Genomic DNA, 20,998 nt, shown 5'->3' with positions numbered 1-20,998 from the left:
GACGCAACGACTCTCGAAGCAATCGACACACTCGCGCCCGAGCACCGCTTCGCTGGCAAGGTACGCATCGCCACCGCTGTCTGGTTCGGCGACGTCCGGTTAATCGACAACCGCGACCTCTTCTCCGCCTGAACTGTCACATCTCCGGTCTGACCAAAGTGTGACAAATCTCGGTGTGACACTGCACCCACCGTCTGAGGAGCGTGACTTAATTCTGGAGGCGTTCGGCGATGCCCGTGAGGACGAGGAGCAATACCATGCCGTTGAAGATGGCGTGGGCCACGATGGTTGGGCCGATGCGACGGAGCAGGTAGGCAGCACCACCGAATACGATTCCGACGCCTGAAAGAATGAGGGCCAAGCCGATGTTTCCTGCGCCACGGACCGGATCAATGTGCGCCACGCCAAACAGCAGACCCTGCAGGATCACGGTCGGCACCGCGGCCAACCTGCTGCGTAACCCGCGCATAACAACACCACGGAAGACGATCTCTTCGACGAACGGCGCAGCGATCACGGCAGTGATCACCAGCGACACAATGTAGGTGCGATTCTCGGTGAGCTCGCTGACCCCGTCTGTGTTGTTCGAAAGCGGCACGCCCAGAACGAGGATCAAAGCGCCAAGAGCGATCTGTGTTCCGATCGCAACGAGCCAGACCACAGGCCCCCAGCCGAGGTCGGCAAACTCCGGCTTCAGGCCGACGTCTTCGAAGAACTTGCCGGTACCCCATCGGCGGCTGGCAAATTTGCACCAGATGAGCGATGGGCCGTACCCGACGAGGGCGAGGAGGGCGACGTACACAACCACCGGCCACTCGAACTGCAGGAGCACATCCAGGACATACTTTGATGCGAGGAGCGAGATGACGAGAACGACCACCGCGCCGATTGCAGCATTGATCGGCAGCGTCGCATGCCGCTCGCGCTCTGGGGCGAATGCCGGGCTTGTCACAGCCCACGTGCTGGAGGTGACGGGCGGACCCGCTGGTGGTGGAAAGTCAGTCATCGCGAATCGCTAGCGGCGAAGCTGTCAGCGTAGACGCTGGTCCACTGATATGAGAGCACCAAGCACCCGACGGCCTAGCATCGATGCCGTGACTGATGAGCAGCGACCATATGGCGGCGGCACCAGCGATCCTGCGCTCAAGCAAGTGCGGACGCGCCATTTCAAGCGAGCCAAGGAGAGCGGGATCAAGATCACCGGTCTCACGAGCTACGACTTCATGTCAGCATCGATCTTCGATGAGGCTGGCGTAGATTTTCTCCTGGTCGGCGACTCCGCCGCCAACACGGTATTCGGGTACGACACCACAATTCCTGTCACCCTGGACGAACTCATCCCGCTGACCGCAGCGGTCGTGCGTGGCGCGAGTCGAGCCCTCGTCATCGGCGATATGCCATTCGGTTCGTACGAGAACGGCCGGCGTCAGGCTCTTGAAACCGCGATCCGCTTCATGAAAGAGACCGGCTGCCAGGCAGTCAAGCTCGAAGGCGGTGTCCGCAGCGCCCCACAAATCGAACGGATCGTCGATGCCGGTATCCCGGTGATGGCCCACATTGGGTTCACGCCCCAGAGCGAGCATGGCCTCGGAGGTCACATCATTCAGGGCCGGGGTGACAGCGCAGCCGAGTTACTGGCTGATGCCCACGCCGTCGAGAAGGCCGGAGCATTCGCTGTCGTGCTCGAGATGGTGCCGTCGGAAATCGCCGGACAGATCACCAAAGAACTGTCAATCCCGACCATCTCGGTCGGGGCAGGGCCGCATTGCGACGGCCAGCTGATGGTGTGGACCGACTGGGCCGGCTTCGGTGGCGGTCGCCTCCCACGCTTCGTCAAGCAGTATGCGAACATCCGCGAGACGTTGCTCGAAGCAACCCGCAAGTACTGCGAGGAAGTCGAATCAGGCGTGTACCCCGGGCCCGAGCACGAGTACACCGAGTAACTGTCAGCCCTGCGGGAACTCCGCTGGAAGGCGCGCTGCGTAGAGCCAGGCGTCGAAGAATTCGCCCAGGTCGGCGCCCGTCAGGTCTTGGGCCAGGGAGATGAACGCAGCACTGGTCTGCGACGTTCCGGTGTTCGATCCAATCCACTCGGCGAGCAATTCGAAAAACGCTTCGTCACCGACCTTGAGCCGCAGGGCGTGGACAACGACCGAGCCACCGTCGTAGCTCTCGAACCCAAACATGCTCTTGAGCGTGGGCATTCCCGTAGCAACGTCGCCGGTTTGGCGAGCGAGCAGTAACTCGCTCATCTCGCTATCGAGATCAACGAGTCCGATCTCGTCGAGCCACAGAAACTGCGCATACGTCGCAAAGCTTTCGTTCAACCAAATGTCTGACCACGTTGCGGGACTCACGGCATTGCCGAACCACTGGTGGGCCAGTTCGTGAGCCAGCAACAGCTGTTGGAGGAAGTTGATCTGCGTCTCGTCATCGCCAAACCCGGATACCTGGAAGTCGAGCTGGCTGAAGAGCGACCGCCCCTGCGTTTCCATTGCCAGCCCGGGGGTGCTGTCGACGAAGGCAAGGCCGTAGTCGTCGAGCGGATACGGCCCAAAGCGTTCCTCGAAGAAGTCGAACTGCTTCGGCGTCTCGTCGATGAATCGTTGAAACTTGGCCTGCTCGCCGGCGGGAACGACGTGCGTCAAATTGATGTTATCGCCATCGACGGACGTGAGCGATCCGCCATCGACGACGTCGTACGGGCCGATGACGAGGTGCACGAGATAGGTCGGCATCTCCTGCGACATCTGCCAGATCCACGGCTCGCCCAGCTGCCCATCCTGCACGAGATCACCGTTGGCCGACACCGTGATGCCGTCCGGGACGGTGATCTCAAATCGCCACGTGGCCTTGTCACTCGGATGGTCGTTCGAGGGCAGCCATCGACGAGCGCCGTCAGGCTCGTTGAGCACATAAGAACCACCGTCAGTCTGGAACCAGCCCGCAGGCAACCCCACCGCCGAGAACGCCTCGTCAGGAGCAGCCGAATAGGTGATCGTGGCGGTCACCCGTCGGTCAGAATCAGCAGGCAGTTCGATGATCAATTCGTCGCCGGGCTGTTCGAATGGAGCATCGTCACCGTCTATTTGCACCGAGTCGACCGTGAAGCCTGCCGCGTCGAGCGCCATCTGGCGGACGGCAGTGTCGACGTCGGCAACGACGTCGACCACAGCATCAAAGCTTCCAGCGGCAACGTCGACATCGAGCTTGACCAGGTACGAGACGACGTCAACCGCAGGTGCACCGAGGCCAGGAAACAGTCGATCGGCAAGCCCGGTGTCGGTTGATTGGGTGCCCCGACCATCGGAAATGGTCGGGACCTCAGCGGATGTCGACCCAGGCGCTGACGTGGTTGCCGGCACGTCAAGGATCTCATCGGCTGCAGTGCTGACCGGAGTGCTGACCGGAGTGCTGACCGGAGTGCTGACCGGAGTGCTGACCGGGTCGGCCCGCTCAGTGGTGACGTCGGCTTCGCCCGAGCATGCCGTGGCAACAAGCAATCCTGCGACCATCAGCACTGCCATTCGCCGCATGCCTCAAACCGTACCGTTGCGCCACGTTGCTGACGACGCAGCTAGCGGTGTGTTGTGTGGTCGTTCACCGTCGCCCGGTACCGCACGGTGTGAACCGAGTCGCCCGAAAGAATCGCTCCGCGGCCGAGCATTCGCCCGCCCTGCCAGTTCGACAGGCCCAGTTCGGGGGCATTCAACGCATATTGACCGTCGACCCAGCGGGTGAATCCGTTGCCGACGAACGGCGCGTCGACTGCGACATAGAAGTCGTCGTGCTCGGTCTGATCGTTGCTCACCATTGAGACCGCAAAATGCGGGCTGTAGGCGTTGCACAGCTCGACTGCCGCCCTGACATCGCTGGCGACGACAAGCGTGACTTCGGGTGAGTTTTCCCACTCCCACTCGGTTGCCAGTTCGGCTTCGTCGAGGGTTGAGGCAAACGGTTCGTCGTGTACTCCGTCTGCACGGTCGATCGCAACACGACGCTCGAAGCACTCAGACGGAACATGAGCCTCGGATCCGACGACGACGTGAAGCCGCGCCGATGTGCCACGGGCCGACCCTGCCGCCTCCAGACCTGCGAGGAGAGCAGGCACCAAGTCACTGGCCCGCGAGGCGGCGATGACACAGACGTTGAGCGTGTTGCAGACCTTGCGGTCGAGTGAATGCGTGACAATGGCTGTGAGTTGCGCAGCGTCCGCTGACTCGCCCGCGACCACCCAGGCTCCACCTGTGCCGTGCAAGCTGACGGGCACGCCCGACTGAGCAGCCACAGCGCCGAGTTGTGCGACGGCCGGGCCCGATCCCCGTGCAACAGCGAGCGCGAGTCGTTGATCACTGAAGAGTGCGTGGCCGGCAGCATGTGCTGCTGAGTCGACGAGTTGCACCAGGCCGCTGGGCAGCCCTGCTTCGTCGAGCGCGGGTTCGAGGGCATGTTCGACGATCGCTCGTGCCGTGCCCAGCGCGTCGGAGCCGATGCGGAACACGACGGCGTTGCCGGTGCGGACAACACCACAGGCATCGGCAAAGACATTCGGTCGGCCTTCGAACACGAAACCGACGACACCAAGTGGCGCACGTCGCGCCTCGACCGACCAGCCGTCATGGTCCACACGGTGCAGTGCCACATCGCGACCCGTCGTGGCATCGCGCCAGACCCGGAGCCCGTCGATCATGTCCGACCGCATCGACTCATCAATGGCCAAGCGGGTTGTCGAACGGCCTCGGGTGCGGGCCCGCTCGACATCGCCGAGATTGGCGCTGACAATCGGCGCGAAGACCACATCGTCAGCGAGCAGGTCGGCGAATCGATCGAAGAAGTGAGTGATCTGGGCGTCACTGGAGTTCGACAGTTGGGCGAACCCACTGGCAGCTCGACCAACGGCAGCTTCGACAAGCTGGTGTTCCGCCGCAGGGATGTGCAAGAGCGCTCCGTCGGCCTGAACGACCACCATCCGGTCGCCATCAACGAAGGCCGCTGCAAGCTCATTGGACACGTGGGTGACTCGATTACCACCGAAGACGATCGGCTGACCTGCTGTCAATGACGTCAGCCGGCTCACGGGCGAAAGTCCAGCCCGGCGACCTGGGGAAGATCATCGATCATGACCGGCATGCCACTGTCCAGCGAGGAATGCGCAGCGAAACCAATCGCTGCCGACCAGAGGCCATCCAGCACAGTCACGGCGGCCGGTTCGCCAGCACGGATCGCCGCTGCGAAGTCGACGTGCTCCAGGTAACTCGCACCGTGGTGTAGCCCCTGGTGCTTGATCGAATTGTCGACGATCTTCTCCTCGGTCACGACATTCACGCCGCTGACGATGTCGTTGGTCCGGACGCCAATCCGGATGATGCTCTCGGTATCGAGCGCCTCGACCTTGCCGGCGGTTCCGGTGACGACTATCTCACGCTCGTTCTTGCTGGCCTCGGCGAACATACAGAGGTCGAGCATCCCGCGACTCCCGTTGGCGAAGTCGACAATGACGTAGGCGTTGTCGAGAATGTCGGACTGCTTGCCGTCGTACACCTCATCGAGATGGTTCACGTCCTGAGCACCAGACGCATACACGCGCACCGGGCGACTCTGGGTCACCTCGATCATGAGGTCGAAGAAGTGACAGCACTTTTCGACCAATGTGCCGCCGGTGTTCTTGCTGAACCGGTTCCAGTTGCCGACCTTCACAAGGAACGGGAATCGGTGCTCGCGAATCGCAACCATCTTCACGTCACCAACGGTGCCCTTTTCGATCTCGGACATCACTCGCCGCAACGGCGGCATGTAGCGGTACTCAAGCCCCATCCAGATCACCTGCGAGGTGGGCCGGTCGGCGACAAGGTCGACGATTTCTCGGCAATCGTCGAGCGTGGTGCACAGCGGCTTTTCGATCAGCAGGTGCAGGCCCGACTCGATACACGGAATCAGCACGTCGTGGTGCGTGTGGTTGGGCGACGCGATGACGAGTGCGTCGCACAGGTCTGCCGCGATGAGATCTTGCGCAGTTCGGAACGTAGCGAGTGGTGTGTGGGGGCCCACTGCCTTTTGTGCCCACAGCAGCGAGGTGGGCTCCGGATCGGCCACAGCCGTGACCACACAGTTGTCGAGCGCCAGAATGTTCTGGATGTGCTCGATGCCCATCATCCCGGTACCGATCACGCCGTATCGAATCTGTGCTGGCCCGCCATTGGTCGACATGGCCGTTAAGCGTACGCTGGGCCAGGTGAACAGCGCACCCGAAAACGATCGTCTCTACTTCCGTCAGTTCCTGTCTGGACGCGACTTCGCACAGGGCGACCAGCTCGCCCAACAGATGGTCAACTTCGTCTATGCGATCGGAGACCGAGTCACCGGCGAGTGTGTCCTCGTCGACCCGGCCTACTCCCCCGGTGAGCTCATCGACCTGGTCGCTACTGACGACATGACCGTCACCGGTGTCCTCGCGACTCACTACCACGCCGACCATGTTGGAGGTTCCATGATGGGCCTCTCGATCGACGGCATCACGACACTGCTCGACAAAGTCGATTGCCCGATCCATGTGCAGTCCGAAGAGACCGAGTGGGTCCGCAAGACCACCCACATCAGCCCCGACCATCTCGTTGAGCACTCGTCCGGCGATGTGCTCACGGTTGGCCACATCGACATCACCCTGTTGCACACTCCGGGCCATACGCCCGGGAGCCAGTGCTTTCTCGTCGACGGGAAACTCGTTGCCGGCGACACACTGTTCCTCGATGGCTGCGGTCGTACCGATCTCCCCGGGTCAGACGGGAACCAGATGATCAAGAGCCTCCAGCGCCTCGCCAAGGTCCCCAGCGACACAATCCTGTATCCCGGACACAAATACAGCGAAGCCTCGTCCGCTCCCATGAGCCACGTGGTGAAGTACAACTACATTTTCGACGCCATCTGACGAGTCAGGTGACGCCAACGCCGGGATTAACAGCCAGCTTTGGCAGGGATGACGATCTTCAGGCCGGGGTAGAAGGCGCTGTAACCACTGGTGCCGGCGTTGGCAGCATCGAGCGCCTCGACGGTCACATCGAATTTTTCAGCGACCAAGGTGCGGGCGGTGTCGCCTTCTTCGATCGTGTACGAGCCTGCAGGGCAGTTCGAGCCGGAGTCTGGAATCGTTTCGCCAACCGGAGCCACAGCTACCGAGTCGTCTTCGGTCCCAGGAGACGCCGTCGCCGCATCAGCCGACACTGCGCCCGGGGGGATCTTGACGTCTTGGCCTGGGAACGGGAACTCGTTGCCTGTCGCCCAGCCGTTGAAGGCGAGGAGAACGTCGAGCGGCACACCGAACAGATCAGCGATCTTGATCGCATAATCGCCTGGCTGCACGACGTAGACCTGCGAGCCAGTGGCGATGGGGTCAGCGATGGGGTCGGTCTCGGTCTCGAGTGGCGCAATTGTGGTTGTGACCGGGTCTTTCACGATGTAGTTGGTCGCTGCCGTGTCGAGGTCGACCTGGGTCGACGCGGTAGCACCGCTCCCGCTATCGCTCCCGCAACTGGCGAGCACCAGTGCACCGATCAGAATCGGCGACACCACACCCAGCTTGCGTATGTTCAATGACCGCATGGGGCCAGCGTACGCGCTCGACACACGCCAGCGGTGGCAGGCCTACTGAAGTGGCCGGTCGGTCGGAAGAACCGGCGCCGGCAGGCGGGTTTCACCCATGAGGTAGGAGTCGACCCCTGCGGCCGCTGCACGCCCCTCGGCGATCGCCCACACGATGAGACTCTGGCCGCGACCCATGTCGCCGGCCACAAACAACCCGCGCTGGTTGGTCATGTACTGGTCGTTGCGAACAACGTTGCCACGCTGGTCGTACTCAACCTCGAGATTGTCGAGCCACGAGCCCTTCTCGGGGCCGACGAAGCCCATGGCGAGGAACACGAAATCGGCAGGGATCTCCTTGTCGGTACCTTCGACCTTGCTGAACTTGCCGTCGATCATCTCGACTTCATGGAGTTGTAGCGCCCGCAAGTTGCCGTCGCCATCATCGAGGAAACGCTCGGTGTTGACCGAGTACATCCGCTCGCCACCCTCTTCATGGGCGCTGGTGACCTTATAGACCATTGCGAACTGCGGCCACGGGTTACCCGCGGCCGCCCGATGCTGCGGAGGCATCGGCATGATCTCAAGCTGTGTGACCGAGGCTGCGCCCTGACGGTGCGCTGTGCCCAGGCAATCCGCTCCGGTGTCGCCGCCGCCGATGATCACGACGTGTTTGCCGTTGACATCAATCGGTGACTTCTCCTGATCACCGAACTGCACGCGATTCGACTCCGGCAGGTACTCCATTGCCTGATAGACCCCGACCAGCTCGCGGCCGGGAATGGGCAGGTCACGCCACGCTGTTGCGCCACATGCCAGCACGATGGCGTCGTGGCTGGCCCGCAGCACTTCCATGTTGACGTTCTCTCCGACGACTGCATTCGTGCGGAACTCGGTGCCCTCGGCTTCCATCTGCTCGAGTCGCAGATCGATATGCCGCTTCTCCATTTTGAACTCCGGGATGCCGTAGCGCAACAGACCACCAATGCGGTCCGCACGTTCGAGCACGACGACCTCGTGACCAGCACGCGTCAACTGCTGTGCAGCTGCCAGCCCCGCTGGCCCCGAACCGACCACCGCAACGCGCTTGCCGGTTCGCACCGACGGCACGTGCGGTGTGACCCAACCTTCGGCGAAGGCCCGGTCGATGATTTCGACTTCGACCTGCTTGATGGCGACCGGGTCCTGGCTAATACCGAGCACACACGCTGACTCGCACGGCGCCGGGCAGAGCCGACCGGTGAATTCGGGGAAGTTGTTCGTGGCGTGCAGCCGCTCAATGGCGGCCTGCCACTGGTTCCGAAAGACGAGGTCGTTCCAGTCAGGGATCAGGTTGCCCAGAGGGCAGCCGTTGTTGCAAAACGGAATACCGCAGTCCATACAGCGGCCAGCCTGATGGTTGAGCACCTCGGCGTCGAACGGCTCATAGACCTCGTTCCAGTCGCGCAGGCGAACCGGGACGGGACGGTGTTCAGGGGTCTGACGATCCCACTCGAGAAATCCGGTTGGCTTACCCATGTTGATTCTCCTTCTCGCTCGTTCGGTCGCTCATTCGATTGCTCGTCATCGTCATGGTCATCGTCATGGTCTTGCTGAAGCCATGATCGCGTCGGTCGTCGCATCTTCGTCAAGACCCGCTGCCCTGGACTGCTCGATGACTTCGAGCACTCGCTTGTAGTCAGACGGCATGACCTTGCGGAACTCGCTCGACTTCAGCTCCCACGAGGCCAGCATCCCCTCTGCAACGGTCGAGCCCGTGAAGTCGCGGTGACGTTGCACCGTGTCTTTCAGGAATGCCAGGTCGTCAGACGTCAAGGGTTCGAGCTTCACCATCTCGTAGTTGACCTTGTTGGCAAACTCACCGTTCGGGTCATACACGTAGGCAATGCCGCCCGACATGCCGGCACCAAAGTTGCGGCCGGTCTCGCCGAGGACGACAACGCGTCCACCGGTCATGTACTCACAACCGTGGTCGCCAATGCCCTCACTGACCGCAAGCGCACCGGAGTTACGGACACAGAAACGTTCACCGACGTTGCCGCGCAGGAAGATCTCTCCAGCTGTTGCTCCGTAGCCGATCACGTTGCCAGCGATCACGTGGTCTTCGGCAGCGAACGTCGAATTCGGATGCGGGTGGACGATCAAGCGACCGCCGGACAGGCCCTTGCCGAGGTAGTCGTTCGTGTCGCCAACGAGGCGCATCTGGATGCCAGCCGGCACGAATGCGCCGAAGCTCTGGCCGGCTGACCCAGTCAGCGTGATGTCGATGGTGCCGTCAGGCAGACCCTCGCCCCTCCATTTCTTGGTCACCTCATGACCAAGCATCGTGCCGACCGTTCGGTTGACGTTGCGAATCGGGAGATTGATTTTGACAGGATGACCGTCGTTGATCGCCGATTGTGCCTCGACAATGAACTGCTGGTCCATGGCTTCGGCGAGGCCGTGATCCTGGCCCGTGGTCGCATACATCGACTGCTCGTACGGGTTCTGTGGCACAGCCAGGATCGGGCTGATGTCCAGTCCGGACGCCTTCCAGTGATCGATGGCTTCACGGGCGTCGAGGCACTCGACGTGGCCGACCATCTCGTCGATCGTGCGGAAGCCGAGCTGCGCCATGATCTCACGAACTTCTTCAGCAATGAACTGGAAGAAGTTGACAACGAACTCTGGCTTGCCGGTGAACCGGCTGCGGAGTTCGGGGTTCTGCGTCGCAACGCCGACTGGGCAGGTATCGAGATGGCAGACGCGCATCATGATGCAACCGGACACGACGAGCGGCGCCGTGGCGAAGCCGAACTCCTCGGCGCCGAGGAGCGCAGCGATGACCACGTCACGGCCCGTCTTGAGCTGACCATCGGCCTGCACGACGATGCGGTCACGCAGGCCGTTGAGCATCAGCGTCTGCTGGGTCTGTGCGAGACCGAGTTCCCACGGCCCGCCAGCATGCTTCAGCGAGGTGAGTGGGCTGGCACCGGTGCCGCCGTCGTGGCCAGAGATAAGCACGACGTCAGCCTTGGCTTTCGACACGCCAGCAGCGACCGTGCCGACACCCGCTTCAGCGACAAGCTTGACGTGGATGCGAGCTGCAGGGTTGGCGTTCTTCAAGTCGTGGATCAGCTGCTTGAGATCCTCAATTGAGTAGATGTCGTGGTGCGGCGGCGGGCTGATCAGCCCGACACCCGGCGTGGAGTAACGCGTCTTGGCGATCCATGGCCATACTTTGTGTCCGGGTAGCTGACCACCCTCGCCGGGCTTCGCGCCCTGGGCCATCTTGATCTGGATGTCGTCGGCGTTTGTCAGGTACTCGGATGTGACACCAAATCGACCGGACGCGACCTGCTTGATTGACGAGCGGCGTTCAGGGTCATAGAGGCGATCGGAATCTTCGCCGCCTTCGCCGGTGTTCGACTTGGCACCAATTTGGTTCATGGCAACGGCAAGCGTTTCATGCGCCTCAGCGCTGATCGACCCGTAGCTCATTGCACCGGTGGAGAATCGCTTGACTACCTCCTCGATCGACTCGACCTCGCTGATGTCGATCGACGGACGATCGGCAAACTGGAACAGCCCGCGCAGCGTCATCAACTTCTTCGACTGGTCGTCGACCTTTGCGGTGTACTCCTTGAAGATGTCATAACGCTTCGCACGCGTCGCGTGCTGCAACTTGAAGACCGTTTCGGGATTGAACAGGTGCTGCTCGCCTTCGCGGCGCCACTGGTATTCGCCACCGAGTTCGAGCTTGCGGTGCGCACGGTCTTCTGGCCGGGCGGGGTTCGCCATCTTGTGACGAGCCGCCACCTCGGCCGCGACCTCGCCGATACCGATGCCGCCCAGTTGGCTGATCGTGTTGGTGAAGTAGGCATCAATCAGGTCTTGGCCGAGCCCAATGGCCTCGAAGATCTGCGCGCCGGTGTACGACGCAACTGTCGACACGCCCATCTTGGACATGATTTTCAGCACGCCCTTGTTGCAGGCCAAAATGTAGTTGGTGATCGCCTGGTGCGGATCGAGGCCACCGAGGCCGTGCATGCCTTCGGCGATCAAATCTTCGATCGATTCGAACGCGAGATACGGGTTGATCGCGCCGGCGCCGTAGCCGATGAGCAGCGCCATGTGGTGCACTTCACGGGCATCGCCGGCTTCGACGATCAGACCGACCTTTGTCCGTTGCTTGGTGCGCACCAGGTGGTGATGCACTGCAGCCGTCAGGAGGAGCGACGGAATCGGAGCATCGACAGTGTCGGCATTGCGGTCCGACAGCACGATCACGCGTACGCCTGCGTCGATGGCATCGGATGCTTCCGCGCACACACGCTCGAGCGCTGCAGCGAGGCCAGGCCCGCCATCGGCGACGCGGTACAGGCCGCTCAGCACTTTGGCCTGCAACCCCTCGTGGTTGCCCTCGTCGTTGATGTGGATGATCTTCGCCAACTCGTCGTTGTTGATGATCGGATTCGGGAGCGACAGCTGCTTACAGCTGTCGGGGCCCGGTGCAAGCAGGTTTGCTTCGGGGCCGACTGATGACGACACCGCTGTGACGACTTCCTCGCGGATCGCGTCGAGCGGCGGGTTGGTGACCTGAGCAAACAGCTGCTTGAAGTAGTCGAACAACAACCGTGGTCGTTCTGACAGCACGGCGAGCGGCGTGTCGGTGCCCATCGAGCCAAGTGCCTCGTAGGCACTGGCAGCCATCGGAGTGATCAGGATCTTGAGCTCTTCGTGCGTGTAACCGAACATCTGCTGCCGACGCAACACACTGTCGTGGCTGAAGACGACGTGCTCACGACTCGGGAGGTCCGACAGGCTCGTCATGCCCGCGGCGAGCCACTCGCCGTAGGGATGCTGAGCCGCAAGGTTGGTCTTGATCTCTTCGTCGCCGATGATCCGACCTTCCTTGGTGTCGATCAAGAACATTTTTCCGGGCTGCAGGCGGCCCTTAGCAACAATGCGTTCCGGAGCGATGTCGATCACGCCAACTTCTGAGGCCATCACGACGAGGTCGTCATCGGTGACCCAGTAACGGCTGGGGCGCAGACCGTTTCGGTCGAGGACAGCGCCGATCATTTCACCATCGGTGAAGGTAACCGAAGCGGGCCCGTCCCACGGTTCCATCATCGCAGCGTGGAATCGATAGAAGTCGCGCTGCTCCTGCGACATCGTCTCGTTCTTCTCCCACGCTTCCGGGATCATCATCAGAATGGCATGGTGAATCGGATAGCCACCGAGGTGAAGGAGTTCGAGTACCTCGTCGAAGCGAGCCGTGTCAGACGATCCGGGCGTACAAATCGGGAAGGCGCGGTCGATACCTGGCAGCAACGGGCTCTCGAGCATGGCTTCGCGAGCCTGCATCCAGTTCTGGTTGCCCTGCACGGTATTGATCTCACCGTTGTGGGCAACGAATCGGTACGGGTGCGCAAGCGGCCACGACGGGAACGTGTTGGTGGAGAAGCGGCTGTGGACGAGCAGCAGTGCCGACTCGACTCGCGGGTCGCCGAGGTCGGGGAAAAACTGGCTCAGCTGCGGCGTGGTGAGCATGCCTTTGTAGACGATGGTGCGGCTCGACAGCGACGAGAAGTAGCTGTCGAGATCGCCGACGAGTTCACGGCGTGATGTTTTGCGGGCGACGAACGCCTTGCGGTCAAGGTCGATGCCTGTGCTGCCGTCTGGATCCGAGACGAACAGCTGCTTGAAGGTTGGCATCGCAGCGCGGGCGGTCTTGCCAAGGCAACCCGGACTCGTCGGCAGGTCACGCCAACCGAGAACTTGCAGGCCAGCATCGGCGACGCTCGCCTCGATTGCAGTCATTGCTTTGGCAGCGTTATCAACGTCGGCCGGCAAGAAGGCGACGCCAGCTGCATATGCGCCGGCCTCGGGCAGGTCGAAGTCGGTGACCTCCTGGAAGAAACGATCCGGGATCTGCAGGAGAATGCCTGCGCCGTCGCCAGAGTCCGGCTCAGCGCCGGTCGCACCTCGGTGTTCGAGGTTGGTCAATGCCTTCAGGCCGGTGACGACGAGCTCATTCGAGCGGACGCCTTTCAAGTTGGCAACGAAAGACACGCCACAGGAATCGCGTTCCTGCCGTGGGTCGTACAGGCCAATGGGGCCAGGGGGCTTCTGCATTGTCACATCCGCGAGGTCGAGTGTTCGGCTACGAGATGCTCGAGACAACGCTGGCTCAAGCGGGGGGGAATGACAGTGTAGAGGGTCATTCCCCGCCTCCCCCGGATCGTTCGGTCGTGATCCTGGTGCTGTCAGCCCCACCGACGGTTGAACAACGACACTGACACCGATGCAAGGTGTGAGCCGGGAAGGTCGGCAACGATCGGCGCAATGTCTTCGAAGTGGTCAAGGTCGTGCACCGTTGGCAACAATGTCACTTGGCGTCCGAGACGGCGGAGCTCATCGAGCTGTGCCTGCCCGGTGTGATCGGTGTTCATCGGCACGTTGTGGAACACCGCTGGGTCAGCCGATGCCAGGGCAATCCCCCAGTAGCCGCCGTCGTACGTCATTCCAATCGCATCGTTACCGCCGCGGAGCGCTTCGAGTGCCGCCGCAAGGTGCTTGCCGGACGACGGGGTGTCCATCCCAATGACGAGGCCGGGGCCGAGGTCGGCAAAGCCATTGGCGAGCCGCTCCCCCAGGCTGCCGCCGCGCTGATGGTGCACGTCGTAGTCGGCTGGAATCCAAGGTCCGGCAGCTCCGTCGATGAGTGCAACAGCCCGAACGTCATCATGAGCTGCACACACATCAGAAACCGCTGCAAACGTGTCGTGGAGGCAGGCGGCCGCGATCTGCGCGGCCTGCTCGTGGCTCAGCGGTGGAACCAGGCGGGGCTTCACGTTGCCGGCAACCGGCTCTCTGGCGATGACCGTGATATGGAAGGGCACCGTCATCGGATTTCACCAACGATTCGACCCATGTCCATGACGGTCCCGGCCGTTCCACCAATCGTGCCGGTGCCCTTCGAGCGGCCAGACCGTTTGGTGTATTCGACGGGAACGTTGCGGACCTTCAGCCCGGCGGTGACAGCACGGAGCACCATCTCAAGAGGCCAGCCCGAACGTCGGTCGGTCATGCCAAGGGCAAGCACCGTGCTCGGCGTAGCCCGTGACCAGGGGCAGCGCGAGCGGATCGAGCGATGCATCACAGTCCATGAAACACACAATGTTAGAGGTCGACGCCTGCCGGCCGGCCCAGCAAGCAGCGCCGAACCCCTTTTGTTGCTCACTGACGGCCAATGCGTCGTGCTCGCCAGCCTCGTTGAGTGCTGGCAGGATCACGTCTGGCACGCATCGAGGGTACGGGTTTGCGAGACTGGAGAGATGCGACACGAACTCAGAGCCACAGCAGCCGATGGAACGTCGATTGCCTGGAGCCGCACCGGACCGACGGGCGAGGACAACAGCACGGTTGTTCTCGTCCACGGCATCACCGAGTCAGCCGGGTCGTTCGATCCGGTCACTGCGTTGTTGGCCGAGTCGCACGATGTGATCACAATGGACCTCCGCGGCCACGGGGAGTCAGGTACGGCAACGCGGTACGACCTCGAAGTGATGACCGGTGACGTGATCGCCGTCATCGCAGCCGCAAGGGTCAATGCGCCACACCTGATCGGCCATTCGCTCGGCGGGGCCGTCGTGTCAGCAGTCGGTGGCGTGGCCGACGTCGCCAGCGTGGTCGACATCGACCAGTCCCTTCAGCTCCACGGATTCAAGGAGATGCTGTCGCCAGCCGAACCAATGCTGCGCGATGCTGACCAATACCGTCAGGTGGTCGACGCCATGTTCGATGCGATGCAGGGCGACCTGTTGCCGGCCGCCGAGCGGGAGCGAATCAATGCCGGGCGCCGAGCCGATCAGGATGTGATCCTGGGCATCTGGGATGTGATTCTCACGCAGCCGGTCGACGAAATCAGCCAGACCGTCGAGATGGCGCTTGCCGGCTACGCGAACAAGCACACTCCGTACTTGGCCTTATTCGGCATCGACCCAGGCAACGGCTATGGCTCCTGGCTCAGTGACCGCATCGAAGGGGCGATCATCGATGTCTGGACCGACCACGGCCACTATCCACACCTGGTCGAACCGCAACGTTTCGTGGACACCGTCGAGCGCTTCTGGTCGAACATTTAACGCCGGAGTAGGTTGCCGCGCGCGACGGCATCCCTGCCGGCCTCGGTGTCGACTTCACCCGGGCCCCGGGAGGTCAGTGACCTCGATGCTGGCAACTCTGAACCGCCCTGCCCTCTCTGTGGCAACAAGCTTGAGAGCGAGTCCGTCCCCGAGGACCACTGGCTCGACCGCGGAACGTGTACGCCACGTCGTTTCGAAATTGATTAGGCATCAACGAACTCGGGTGAGCGATTCTCGAAGCTGGCCATCACGGACTCGATCTGGTTCGGCGTTCCGATCTGCGTCTGGATCAAACGACGCTCTTCGGCGAACTGCTCGGCTGCGCCGTCAACTGCCATGTTGTTGATCAGTTCCTTGGAGGCGCGCACTGCACTGGGGCTGATCCCGGCAATCTCGGCTGCGAGCGCCATTGCGTCGTCGTACGGCGTCTCGGTCAAGTGTGTGACCAAGCCCATTTCGTAGGCTTCGGTGCCCGAGAAAACTCGCGCTGTAAACGTGAGTTCCTTGGCGATGTCGGGGCGAAGAAGTTTACCGAGCATGAAGGTGCCGGTCATGTCGGGCACCAGGCCCCAGTAGGTCTCTCGGACCGACATCTTGGTCTCAGGATGGACGAAACGAATGTCGGTACCGAGCGCCAACTGGATACCTCCACCGAGTGCGTGCCCGTGGACAGCCGAAATGACTGGCATCGGCAACTCTTGCCAGACCCAGCAGATCTGCTGCGCCAGGTGAGTGATTCGGCCGTCATCGATGTCGCCGGCGTTGGTTTGCTCTTCTCCTTCGGCTGGCGGCGCTCCGGCCAACTGCTGCATCGAGCCCATGTCGAGGCCGGCGCAGAACGACTTACCCTCGCCAGAGAGCACGACGCACCGAACACCTGGTTCGGTCTTCAGGCGCTCGCCCGCTGCAGCGATTGCGCGGAACATCTCGCTGTCGAGTGCATTGCGCTTGTCGGCACGGGTGAGACGCACATCGGCAATGCCGTTGTCGATAGTGATGGAGACGCGATCTGACATACCTCCATTGTCGCACCGTGGCACGATCAAAAACGAAGCCCGATGGACATCAAGGTTCCGTCAGGTTGTGCCGATGACGACACCATGAGCGAGCAGTCAATGGACTCCTACGGCCGAGCCGGCGCCCCCAAAGTCCCCAACGGTGCACCAGTTGACATCCCGCCGCCACCGGCGGCGACTCCATTGGTCGCACCCAGCCTGGCGCCGTTGGCACCTGCCAGCCCGGAGGCAATGTTCGGCACGCCCACGCTCCCGCCGGCCGGCATACCAAGAACGGCAGACTCCGCGCCTCCTCTCAGTCATCTCGGGCTTCCCGCAGACGCATTTGCCAATGTGCCCCGGGAGATCCCTGAGTGGAAGCGACGACAGAATTCGAAGAGCCGCAAATTCTCCAAGCGGCTGATCCAGTTCGCCGTGTTGGGAGCGCTCGGCGTTGGAGGCTGGTTCGTGTACCAGACCCAGCTCACATTGGAAGACGACACTGATGACACGACGTCGGATGCGGTGGCGGCCGAGAGTGGCCAACTGGCCATCTTCGAAGCAGCACAGGACACGGTTGACGCCATCAACGACAACGCCAGCGAGGACGAACTGATTGCCAAGCTCATCCCGGTGGCGAACGGCCCCTTCGAACCGAACTCCGACGCTGTCATCACCAGTGGCGACATCATCGGCGACGGCTTCGTCTCGGCAGCCGAAGCTCAGAGCTGGACCTTCCGTTGGGCATTCCCCAATGACACCATGATCATGGCCGTGAACAGCAGCACCGGAGATTTCGATGCCAACTTCGTGTCACTCAATGACGTTCGTTTCGTGGGCGGTCAATTCTTCGAGTCGATCGACGATGGCGCAACCTGGAATGTGGCCCAGGCTGAGCCTGATCAGTTAATGGTGGCCAGCTACGCCGCCTCGCTGGTGACCTTCGAGACCGCACTCCCCACCAGCATCCGCGACTTCATCATCCTGTCAAAGAGCAATGACACAGCTGCTGGGCAGTTCCTCATCGACGATGTCGCCCTCTTCGAACAGAACCCCGAGGCTCGCACGGCCTGGCTCACGGCCTGGGGAATCGACGCGACGATTGCTCCGTTGCCGAACGTCGGTTTCACCGACAAAATGCCCGAAACGGCCGGTGCCGGACAGATCCTCGTCAGTATCGTCGGAAGTCCCGATGGGATCGGAACCCGGCTCGCCGTGTCGGTGCCCAACGCTGGCACGTCGACCTATTTCCTCGTTGATGCATCCGATTCGCCTCGCGCGATTTTGGTTCCGCAGGTCGGCTGATCTAACGCTTCCAGCGAACGAGGTCGCGATCGATTTCAGCGAGAGAACAAACACCGCTGAGCGCCATCGTGCGCTCCATCCCCGACCGTATGAAGTCGAGCATGTGCTCAACACCGCGTTGGCCACCGGCGGCGAGTGCGTAAAAGTACGGTCGACCAATCGAAACGGCGTCAGCGCCGAGTGCCAGCGCCTTGACGATGTCACTCCCCCGTCGCACACCACCGTCACAAATGATGGTCCCGGCATCACCGATCTCTTGGCGGACAGGCTCGACGAGCGTGATCGGTGCCGGAGCATCATCGAGTTGACGGCCACCGTGGTTCGACAACCCGATCCCTTCGACGCCTGCCGCGACCGCCTGCTTCGCGTCGGCGACGGTCTGGATGCCCTTCAGCACGATCGGGCCGTCCCATACGGAACGCAGCCAGTCGATGTCGTTCCACGACAGTGCCTGATCAAACTGTCGGGCGACATGGTCAGCAAGCGACACCGCCGTGCTGCCGTCTTCATCGTTCTTGCCAATGACGTTGGCGAACGTGATCGGCTCGTTTCGGAGGAAGTCGAGCGTCCACGACGGATGGATTGCTCCGTCGATCAACGTGCCGAGGCCAATCTTCGGCGGCAACGTCATGCCGCGGCGAACGTCACGTTCACGCCGACCAAGTACTGCCGTGTCAACGGTCAACCAGATCGCTGTGAACCCGGACTCCTTTGCCCGGCCGATCAGATCCCTGACGAGGCCTCGGTCCTTCCACGTGTACACCTGGAACCACTTCTCGCCGTCGCTGACTGCTGCGACCTCTTCGATCGAACGCGTCCCCATGGTCGAGAGTGACCACGGAATACCGGCGCCGGCCGCTGCACGAGCGACGGCGAGTTCGCCTTGGGAGTGAGCGATGCGAGTGAATCCTGTTGGCGCCAAGATGAGCGGCATCGACGATGGCCGGCCAAAGATCGTCGTCGACGTATCAATGTTGCTCACGTCGCGAAGGACGCGAGGTTTGAACTCGATGTCACCGAATGTCGACGTGTTGCTGGCCAACGTGCGCTCGTCCTCGGCCCCGCCGTCGATGTAATCGAAGACACCGAACGGCAGACGCCGCTTGGCGATCTTGCGATAATCGTCGATGCATGCAGCCTTCTTCAAACGGCGTTCGACCGGGTCGAGCGTGATCGAATCAAACTGAACGACTGACCGGAATGTCTTGATCATGCCCATGTCTGGGATCGTAGGCGCGAGGCGCGAGGCGCGCCGCGGACTCAGGCCCGGTTGCCTGGCATGTTCGCCGAGAGGTAGCGGATCAAGTCATCGGGGTTTCGTGACTGCATCATGAGCTCACCGGGGCCGGTGAAGCTGAACACGAGACCCTCGCCGCTTTTGAGCGACTTCATCTTCGACTCGTTGGCCTTCTTCAGTTCCATGGTGACGCTCTCCGCGAAGGCAACCATGTGGTTCGTGTCGACGATCACGGTTTGGCCCGCCTCGAGATGGAAGCGATCGAGTGCACCGTACGTCGAGAGCACGAGCTTGCCCTGACCAGTCGCCCGGAGAAGAAATGCACCCTCACCGCCGAACATCGACTTCAGCCCACCGAACTTGGTGTCGATGTCGACGCCCTGTTCGGCGCACAGGAACGAGCCCTTCTGAATCAACATCGGAGAACCTTCGACGAGGTCGACCACGGTGACATCGCCCGGGAGTGACGGCGCTACGTCGATCCAGCCGCCGCTCGGACCAGCAGTAGCTGTTGTCATGAACAACGACTCGCCACCCAGCATGCTGCGCTTCAGGCCCTTTTTGAGGCCACCTTCGATCTTGGCGTCGACGTTGATATCAGCGGACATGGCCATCATTGCGCCGGTCTCAAGCCGCAGCGACTCGTTCGGACCGAGCAATGTGCGTGCAACGGAAAAAGAGGGATTGTGGCGTGTCTGGATGTCCATGGAGGAAAAGCTAGTGCAGAAGCCAGAGGCCAGTGGGCGTGGGCGTGGGCGTGGGCGTGGGCCCCCGAGCCGCAGGCGATTCGGGCGCAGCCCGAGCACTCCGGGGCGACGCAGTCGCCGTCGACGTCAGTCGACCAGGCGCAAGCCTGACGGAGTCATGCTGGGCTCCGCCTGTGGCAGATCGACAACGAACTCGGTGCGGTGCGCCGGGAAGAGATGCTCACTGACGAGGATCGCCTCGCCCTGGCGGTTGGTCGTGACGCGCTGGCAGCGCAGGAGCGGCGATCCAACCGGAATACCGAGCAGCTTGGCATCGGCAGGCTCGGCCGAATCGGCACCAATGGTCTGGGTCGCACCGCGGAACTCGATGTCGAGGAGTTCATAGAACGGCCGCTGCTCCACATCTTGGCGCGACAGGTTTGCGCCGAGGTCGGCTGGACACCACACCGTGACGATGGCGAAGGGCTCGCCGTCGGCCAGGTTGACGCGCTTGACGCGCAACACCTGGTCAGTCTTCAAGAACTTGCGGACTCGCGCCGGAGCTTGCTCGAATGCGAACTCGCTCACCTTGCGTTCGCTGATTTTCCCAACACCCTCGACTTGCGACTCGATGGTTCCGAGTGACTCGAGGCGCTGGCGGACGGGTTCGATGGCGACAAACCACCCGAATCCTTGTCGGGCTGCGATCAGCCCGTCTTCGCGAACAAGTTCCAGTGCTCGACGCACCGTGACACGTGACGCCTCGAACTCCTTCGACATCTCGGATTCGGACGGGAGCATCGAGCCAGGGGGTGCAACTTTGGCCCGCTCACGAAGTTCCACGGCGATCTCCTGGTATCGAATTCGGCGCGCCATCAGTTCGTCCCATCGCCATCGACCTGGACCAGTTCGATTCGGTTCCCGAACGGGTCATCGACGTGGCAATACGTCAGCCCTTCGATGTCGACCCAAGAGGGCGATGACGTCGAGTTGTCACTCATGACTGCACCCTACGACCACTGAATGACCACCGACACTCACTTGTCTACAACTTGTCTGCTATGGTCG

The 20,998-nt window shown here is 61.9% G+C and carries 19 protein-coding genes; 4 read left to right on the top strand and 15 right to left on the bottom strand.

Features of this window, described 5'->3' with window-relative positions; translation table 11 throughout:
- Positions 1-208: 208 nt before the first annotated feature.
- Complete coding sequence (locus ACH2EI_RS18480) at positions 209-1,006, bottom strand: CPBP family intramembrane glutamic endopeptidase (RefSeq protein ID WP_395161083.1); 798 nt, start codon at positions 1,004-1,006, stop codon at positions 209-211.
- Positions 1,007-1,055: 49 nt separating this feature from the next.
- Between ACH2EI_RS18480 and panB the strand changes: the two genes are divergently transcribed.
- Positions 1,056-1,943, top strand: coding sequence for a 3-methyl-2-oxobutanoate hydroxymethyltransferase (gene panB / locus ACH2EI_RS18475; RefSeq protein ID WP_395155587.1), 888 nt, complete (start codon positions 1,056-1,058; stop codon positions 1,941-1,943).
- 3 nt (positions 1,944-1,946) lie between these two features.
- On the opposite strand, the gene ACH2EI_RS18470 is transcribed toward panB, so the two are convergent.
- The 3 genes from ACH2EI_RS18470 to ACH2EI_RS18460 all read right to left on the bottom strand — a co-directional run bounded on the left by ACH2EI_RS18470 (position 1,947) and on the right by ACH2EI_RS18460 (position 6,207).
- The gene (locus tag ACH2EI_RS18470; protein ID WP_395155588.1) at positions 1,947-3,536 is read right to left on the bottom strand and encodes a M1 family metallopeptidase; all 1,590 of its coding nucleotides are present in this window, start codon (positions 3,534-3,536) and stop codon (positions 1,947-1,949) included.
- A 41-nt stretch (positions 3,537-3,577) separates the two neighbouring features.
- Complete coding sequence (locus ACH2EI_RS18465) at positions 3,578-5,011, bottom strand: aldehyde dehydrogenase family protein (protein WP_395155589.1); 1,434 nt, start codon at positions 5,009-5,011, stop codon at positions 3,578-3,580.
- Positions 5,012-5,073: 62 nt separating this feature from the next.
- On the bottom strand, positions 5,074-6,207 hold the full coding sequence (locus ACH2EI_RS18460) for a Gfo/Idh/MocA family protein (protein WP_395155590.1): 1,134 nt from the start codon (positions 6,205-6,207) through the stop codon (positions 5,074-5,076).
- Between the two features lie 25 nt (positions 6,208-6,232).
- Between ACH2EI_RS18460 and ACH2EI_RS18455 the strand changes: the two genes are divergently transcribed.
- Complete coding sequence (locus ACH2EI_RS18455; RefSeq protein WP_395155591.1) at positions 6,233-6,925, top strand: MBL fold metallo-hydrolase; 693 nt, start codon at positions 6,233-6,235, stop codon at positions 6,923-6,925.
- Between the two features lie 26 nt (positions 6,926-6,951).
- Here the strand turns inward: ACH2EI_RS18455 and ACH2EI_RS18450 are convergent, their stop codons facing one another.
- The 6 genes from ACH2EI_RS18450 to ACH2EI_RS18425 all read right to left on the bottom strand — a co-directional run bounded on the left by ACH2EI_RS18450 (position 6,952) and on the right by ACH2EI_RS18425 (position 14,864).
- A complete protein-coding gene (locus ACH2EI_RS18450; protein ID WP_395155592.1) occupies positions 6,952-7,596 on the bottom strand; it encodes a LysM peptidoglycan-binding domain-containing protein in 645 nt (214 codons plus the stop codon).
- 42 nt (positions 7,597-7,638) lie between these two features.
- A complete protein-coding gene (locus tag ACH2EI_RS18445) occupies positions 7,639-9,093 on the bottom strand; it encodes a glutamate synthase subunit beta (RefSeq protein ID WP_395155593.1) in 1,455 nt (484 codons plus the stop codon).
- A gap of 63 nt (positions 9,094-9,156) precedes the next feature.
- A complete protein-coding gene (gene gltB / locus ACH2EI_RS18440; protein ID WP_395161079.1) occupies positions 9,157-13,695 on the bottom strand; it encodes a glutamate synthase large subunit in 4,539 nt (1,512 codons plus the stop codon).
- A gap of 131 nt (positions 13,696-13,826) precedes the next feature.
- Positions 13,827-14,468 carry a DUF2064 domain-containing protein gene (locus tag ACH2EI_RS18435; protein ID WP_395156814.1) on the bottom strand — a complete coding sequence of 214 codons (642 nt, stop codon included), beginning with the start codon at positions 14,466-14,468 and terminating at the stop codon, positions 13,827-13,829.
- Complete coding sequence (locus ACH2EI_RS18430; RefSeq protein WP_395156812.1) at positions 14,465-14,617, bottom strand: hypothetical protein; 153 nt, start codon at positions 14,615-14,617, stop codon at positions 14,465-14,467. The genes ACH2EI_RS18435 and ACH2EI_RS18430 overlap by 4 nt, the downstream gene beginning before the upstream one ends.
- Position 14,618: 1 nt before the next feature.
- Complete coding sequence (locus tag ACH2EI_RS18425) at positions 14,619-14,864, bottom strand: hypothetical protein (protein WP_395156810.1); 246 nt, start codon at positions 14,862-14,864, stop codon at positions 14,619-14,621.
- Between the two features lie 33 nt (positions 14,865-14,897).
- Here ACH2EI_RS18425 and ACH2EI_RS18420 point away from each other — a divergent pair, with 33 nt between their 5' ends.
- Positions 14,898-15,707, top strand: a complete 810-nt coding sequence (locus tag ACH2EI_RS18420) for an alpha/beta fold hydrolase (RefSeq protein WP_395156808.1) — start codon at positions 14,898-14,900, stop codon at positions 15,705-15,707.
- A gap of 203 nt (positions 15,708-15,910) precedes the next feature.
- On the opposite strand, the gene ACH2EI_RS18415 is transcribed toward ACH2EI_RS18420, so the two are convergent.
- Positions 15,911-16,723: a crotonase/enoyl-CoA hydratase family protein gene (locus ACH2EI_RS18415; RefSeq protein WP_395156806.1), complete on the bottom strand. Its 813-nt coding sequence runs from the start codon at positions 16,721-16,723 to the stop codon at positions 15,911-15,913.
- A 42-nt stretch (positions 16,724-16,765) separates the two neighbouring features.
- Between ACH2EI_RS18415 and ACH2EI_RS18410 the strand changes: the two genes are divergently transcribed.
- Positions 16,766-18,007, top strand: a complete 1,242-nt coding sequence (locus ACH2EI_RS18410) for a hypothetical protein (protein WP_395156804.1) — start codon at positions 16,766-16,768, stop codon at positions 18,005-18,007.
- A gap of 1 nt (position 18,008) precedes the next feature.
- Here the strand turns inward: ACH2EI_RS18410 and ACH2EI_RS18405 are convergent, their stop codons facing one another.
- From ACH2EI_RS18405 to ACH2EI_RS18390, 4 genes are all read right to left on the bottom strand, one after another.
- Positions 18,009-19,226: an alpha-hydroxy acid oxidase gene (locus ACH2EI_RS18405; RefSeq protein ID WP_395156802.1), complete on the bottom strand. Its 1,218-nt coding sequence runs from the start codon at positions 19,224-19,226 to the stop codon at positions 18,009-18,011.
- A 41-nt stretch (positions 19,227-19,267) separates the two neighbouring features.
- Positions 19,268-19,951, bottom strand: coding sequence for a TIGR00266 family protein (locus tag ACH2EI_RS18400; protein WP_395156800.1), 684 nt, complete (start codon positions 19,949-19,951; stop codon positions 19,268-19,270).
- A gap of 126 nt (positions 19,952-20,077) precedes the next feature.
- Entirely contained in the window at positions 20,078-20,806 is a 729-nt protein-coding gene (locus tag ACH2EI_RS18395) for a GntR family transcriptional regulator (protein ID WP_395156798.1), read from the bottom strand.
- Positions 20,806-20,931, bottom strand: coding sequence for a VOC family protein (locus tag ACH2EI_RS18390; protein WP_395156796.1), 126 nt, complete (start codon positions 20,929-20,931; stop codon positions 20,806-20,808). Before ACH2EI_RS18390 ends, ACH2EI_RS18395 begins: the two co-directional genes overlap by 1 nt.
- Positions 20,932-20,998 lie beyond the last annotated feature (67 nt).

It is taken from the genome of Ilumatobacter sp., assembly GCF_041688325.1.
In the GTDB taxonomy this organism is placed as follows: Bacteria; Actinomycetota; Acidimicrobiia; order Acidimicrobiales; family Ilumatobacteraceae; genus Ilumatobacter_A.
Note: the sequence above shows the minus strand (reverse complement) of the source record. Positions and strands in the feature narration are given on the sequence as shown.

Coding starts and splice junctions, on each gene's coding strand:
- ACH2EI_RS18480 (WP_395161083.1), bottom strand. CDS start 1,006: ATGACTGACTTTCCACCACCAGCGGGTCCGCCCGTCACCTCCAGCACG.
- panB (WP_395155587.1), top strand. CDS start 1,056: ATGAGAGCACCAAGCACCCGACGGCCTAGCATCGATGCCGTGACTGAT.
- ACH2EI_RS18470 (WP_395155588.1), bottom strand. CDS start 3,536: ATGCGGCGAATGGCAGTGCTGATGGTCGCAGGATTGCTTGTTGCCACG.
- ACH2EI_RS18460 (WP_395155590.1), bottom strand. CDS start 6,207: ATGTCGACCAATGGCGGGCCAGCACAGATTCGATACGGCGTGATCGGT.
- ACH2EI_RS18450 (WP_395155592.1), bottom strand. CDS start 7,596: ATGCGGTCATTGAACATACGCAAGCTGGGTGTGGTGTCGCCGATTCTG.
- ACH2EI_RS18445 (WP_395155593.1), bottom strand. CDS start 9,093: ATGGGTAAGCCAACCGGATTTCTCGAGTGGGATCGTCAGACCCCTGAA.
- gltB (WP_395161079.1), bottom strand. CDS start 13,695: ATGCAGAAGCCCCCTGGCCCCATTGGCCTGTACGACCCACGGCAGGAA.
- ACH2EI_RS18435 (WP_395156814.1), bottom strand. CDS start 14,468: ATGACGGTGCCCTTCCATATCACGGTCATCGCCAGAGAGCCGGTTGCC.
- ACH2EI_RS18430 (WP_395156812.1), bottom strand. CDS start 14,617: ATGGTGCTCCGTGCTGTCACCGCCGGGCTGAAGGTCCGCAACGTTCCC.
- ACH2EI_RS18420 (WP_395156808.1), top strand. CDS start 14,898: ATGCGACACGAACTCAGAGCCACAGCAGCCGATGGAACGTCGATTGCC.
- ACH2EI_RS18415 (WP_395156806.1), bottom strand. CDS start 16,723: ATGTCAGATCGCGTCTCCATCACTATCGACAACGGCATTGCCGATGTG.
- ACH2EI_RS18410 (WP_395156804.1), top strand. CDS start 16,766: ATGGACATCAAGGTTCCGTCAGGTTGTGCCGATGACGACACCATGAGC.
- ACH2EI_RS18405 (WP_395156802.1), bottom strand. CDS start 19,226: ATGGGCATGATCAAGACATTCCGGTCAGTCGTTCAGTTTGATTCGATC.
- ACH2EI_RS18400 (WP_395156800.1), bottom strand. CDS start 19,951: ATGGACATCCAGACACGCCACAATCCCTCTTTTTCCGTTGCACGCACA.
- ACH2EI_RS18395 (WP_395156798.1), bottom strand. CDS start 20,806: ATGGCGCGCCGAATTCGATACCAGGAGATCGCCGTGGAACTTCGTGAG.
- ACH2EI_RS18390 (WP_395156796.1), bottom strand. CDS start 20,931: ATGAGTGACAACTCGACGTCATCGCCCTCTTGGGTCGACATCGAAGGG.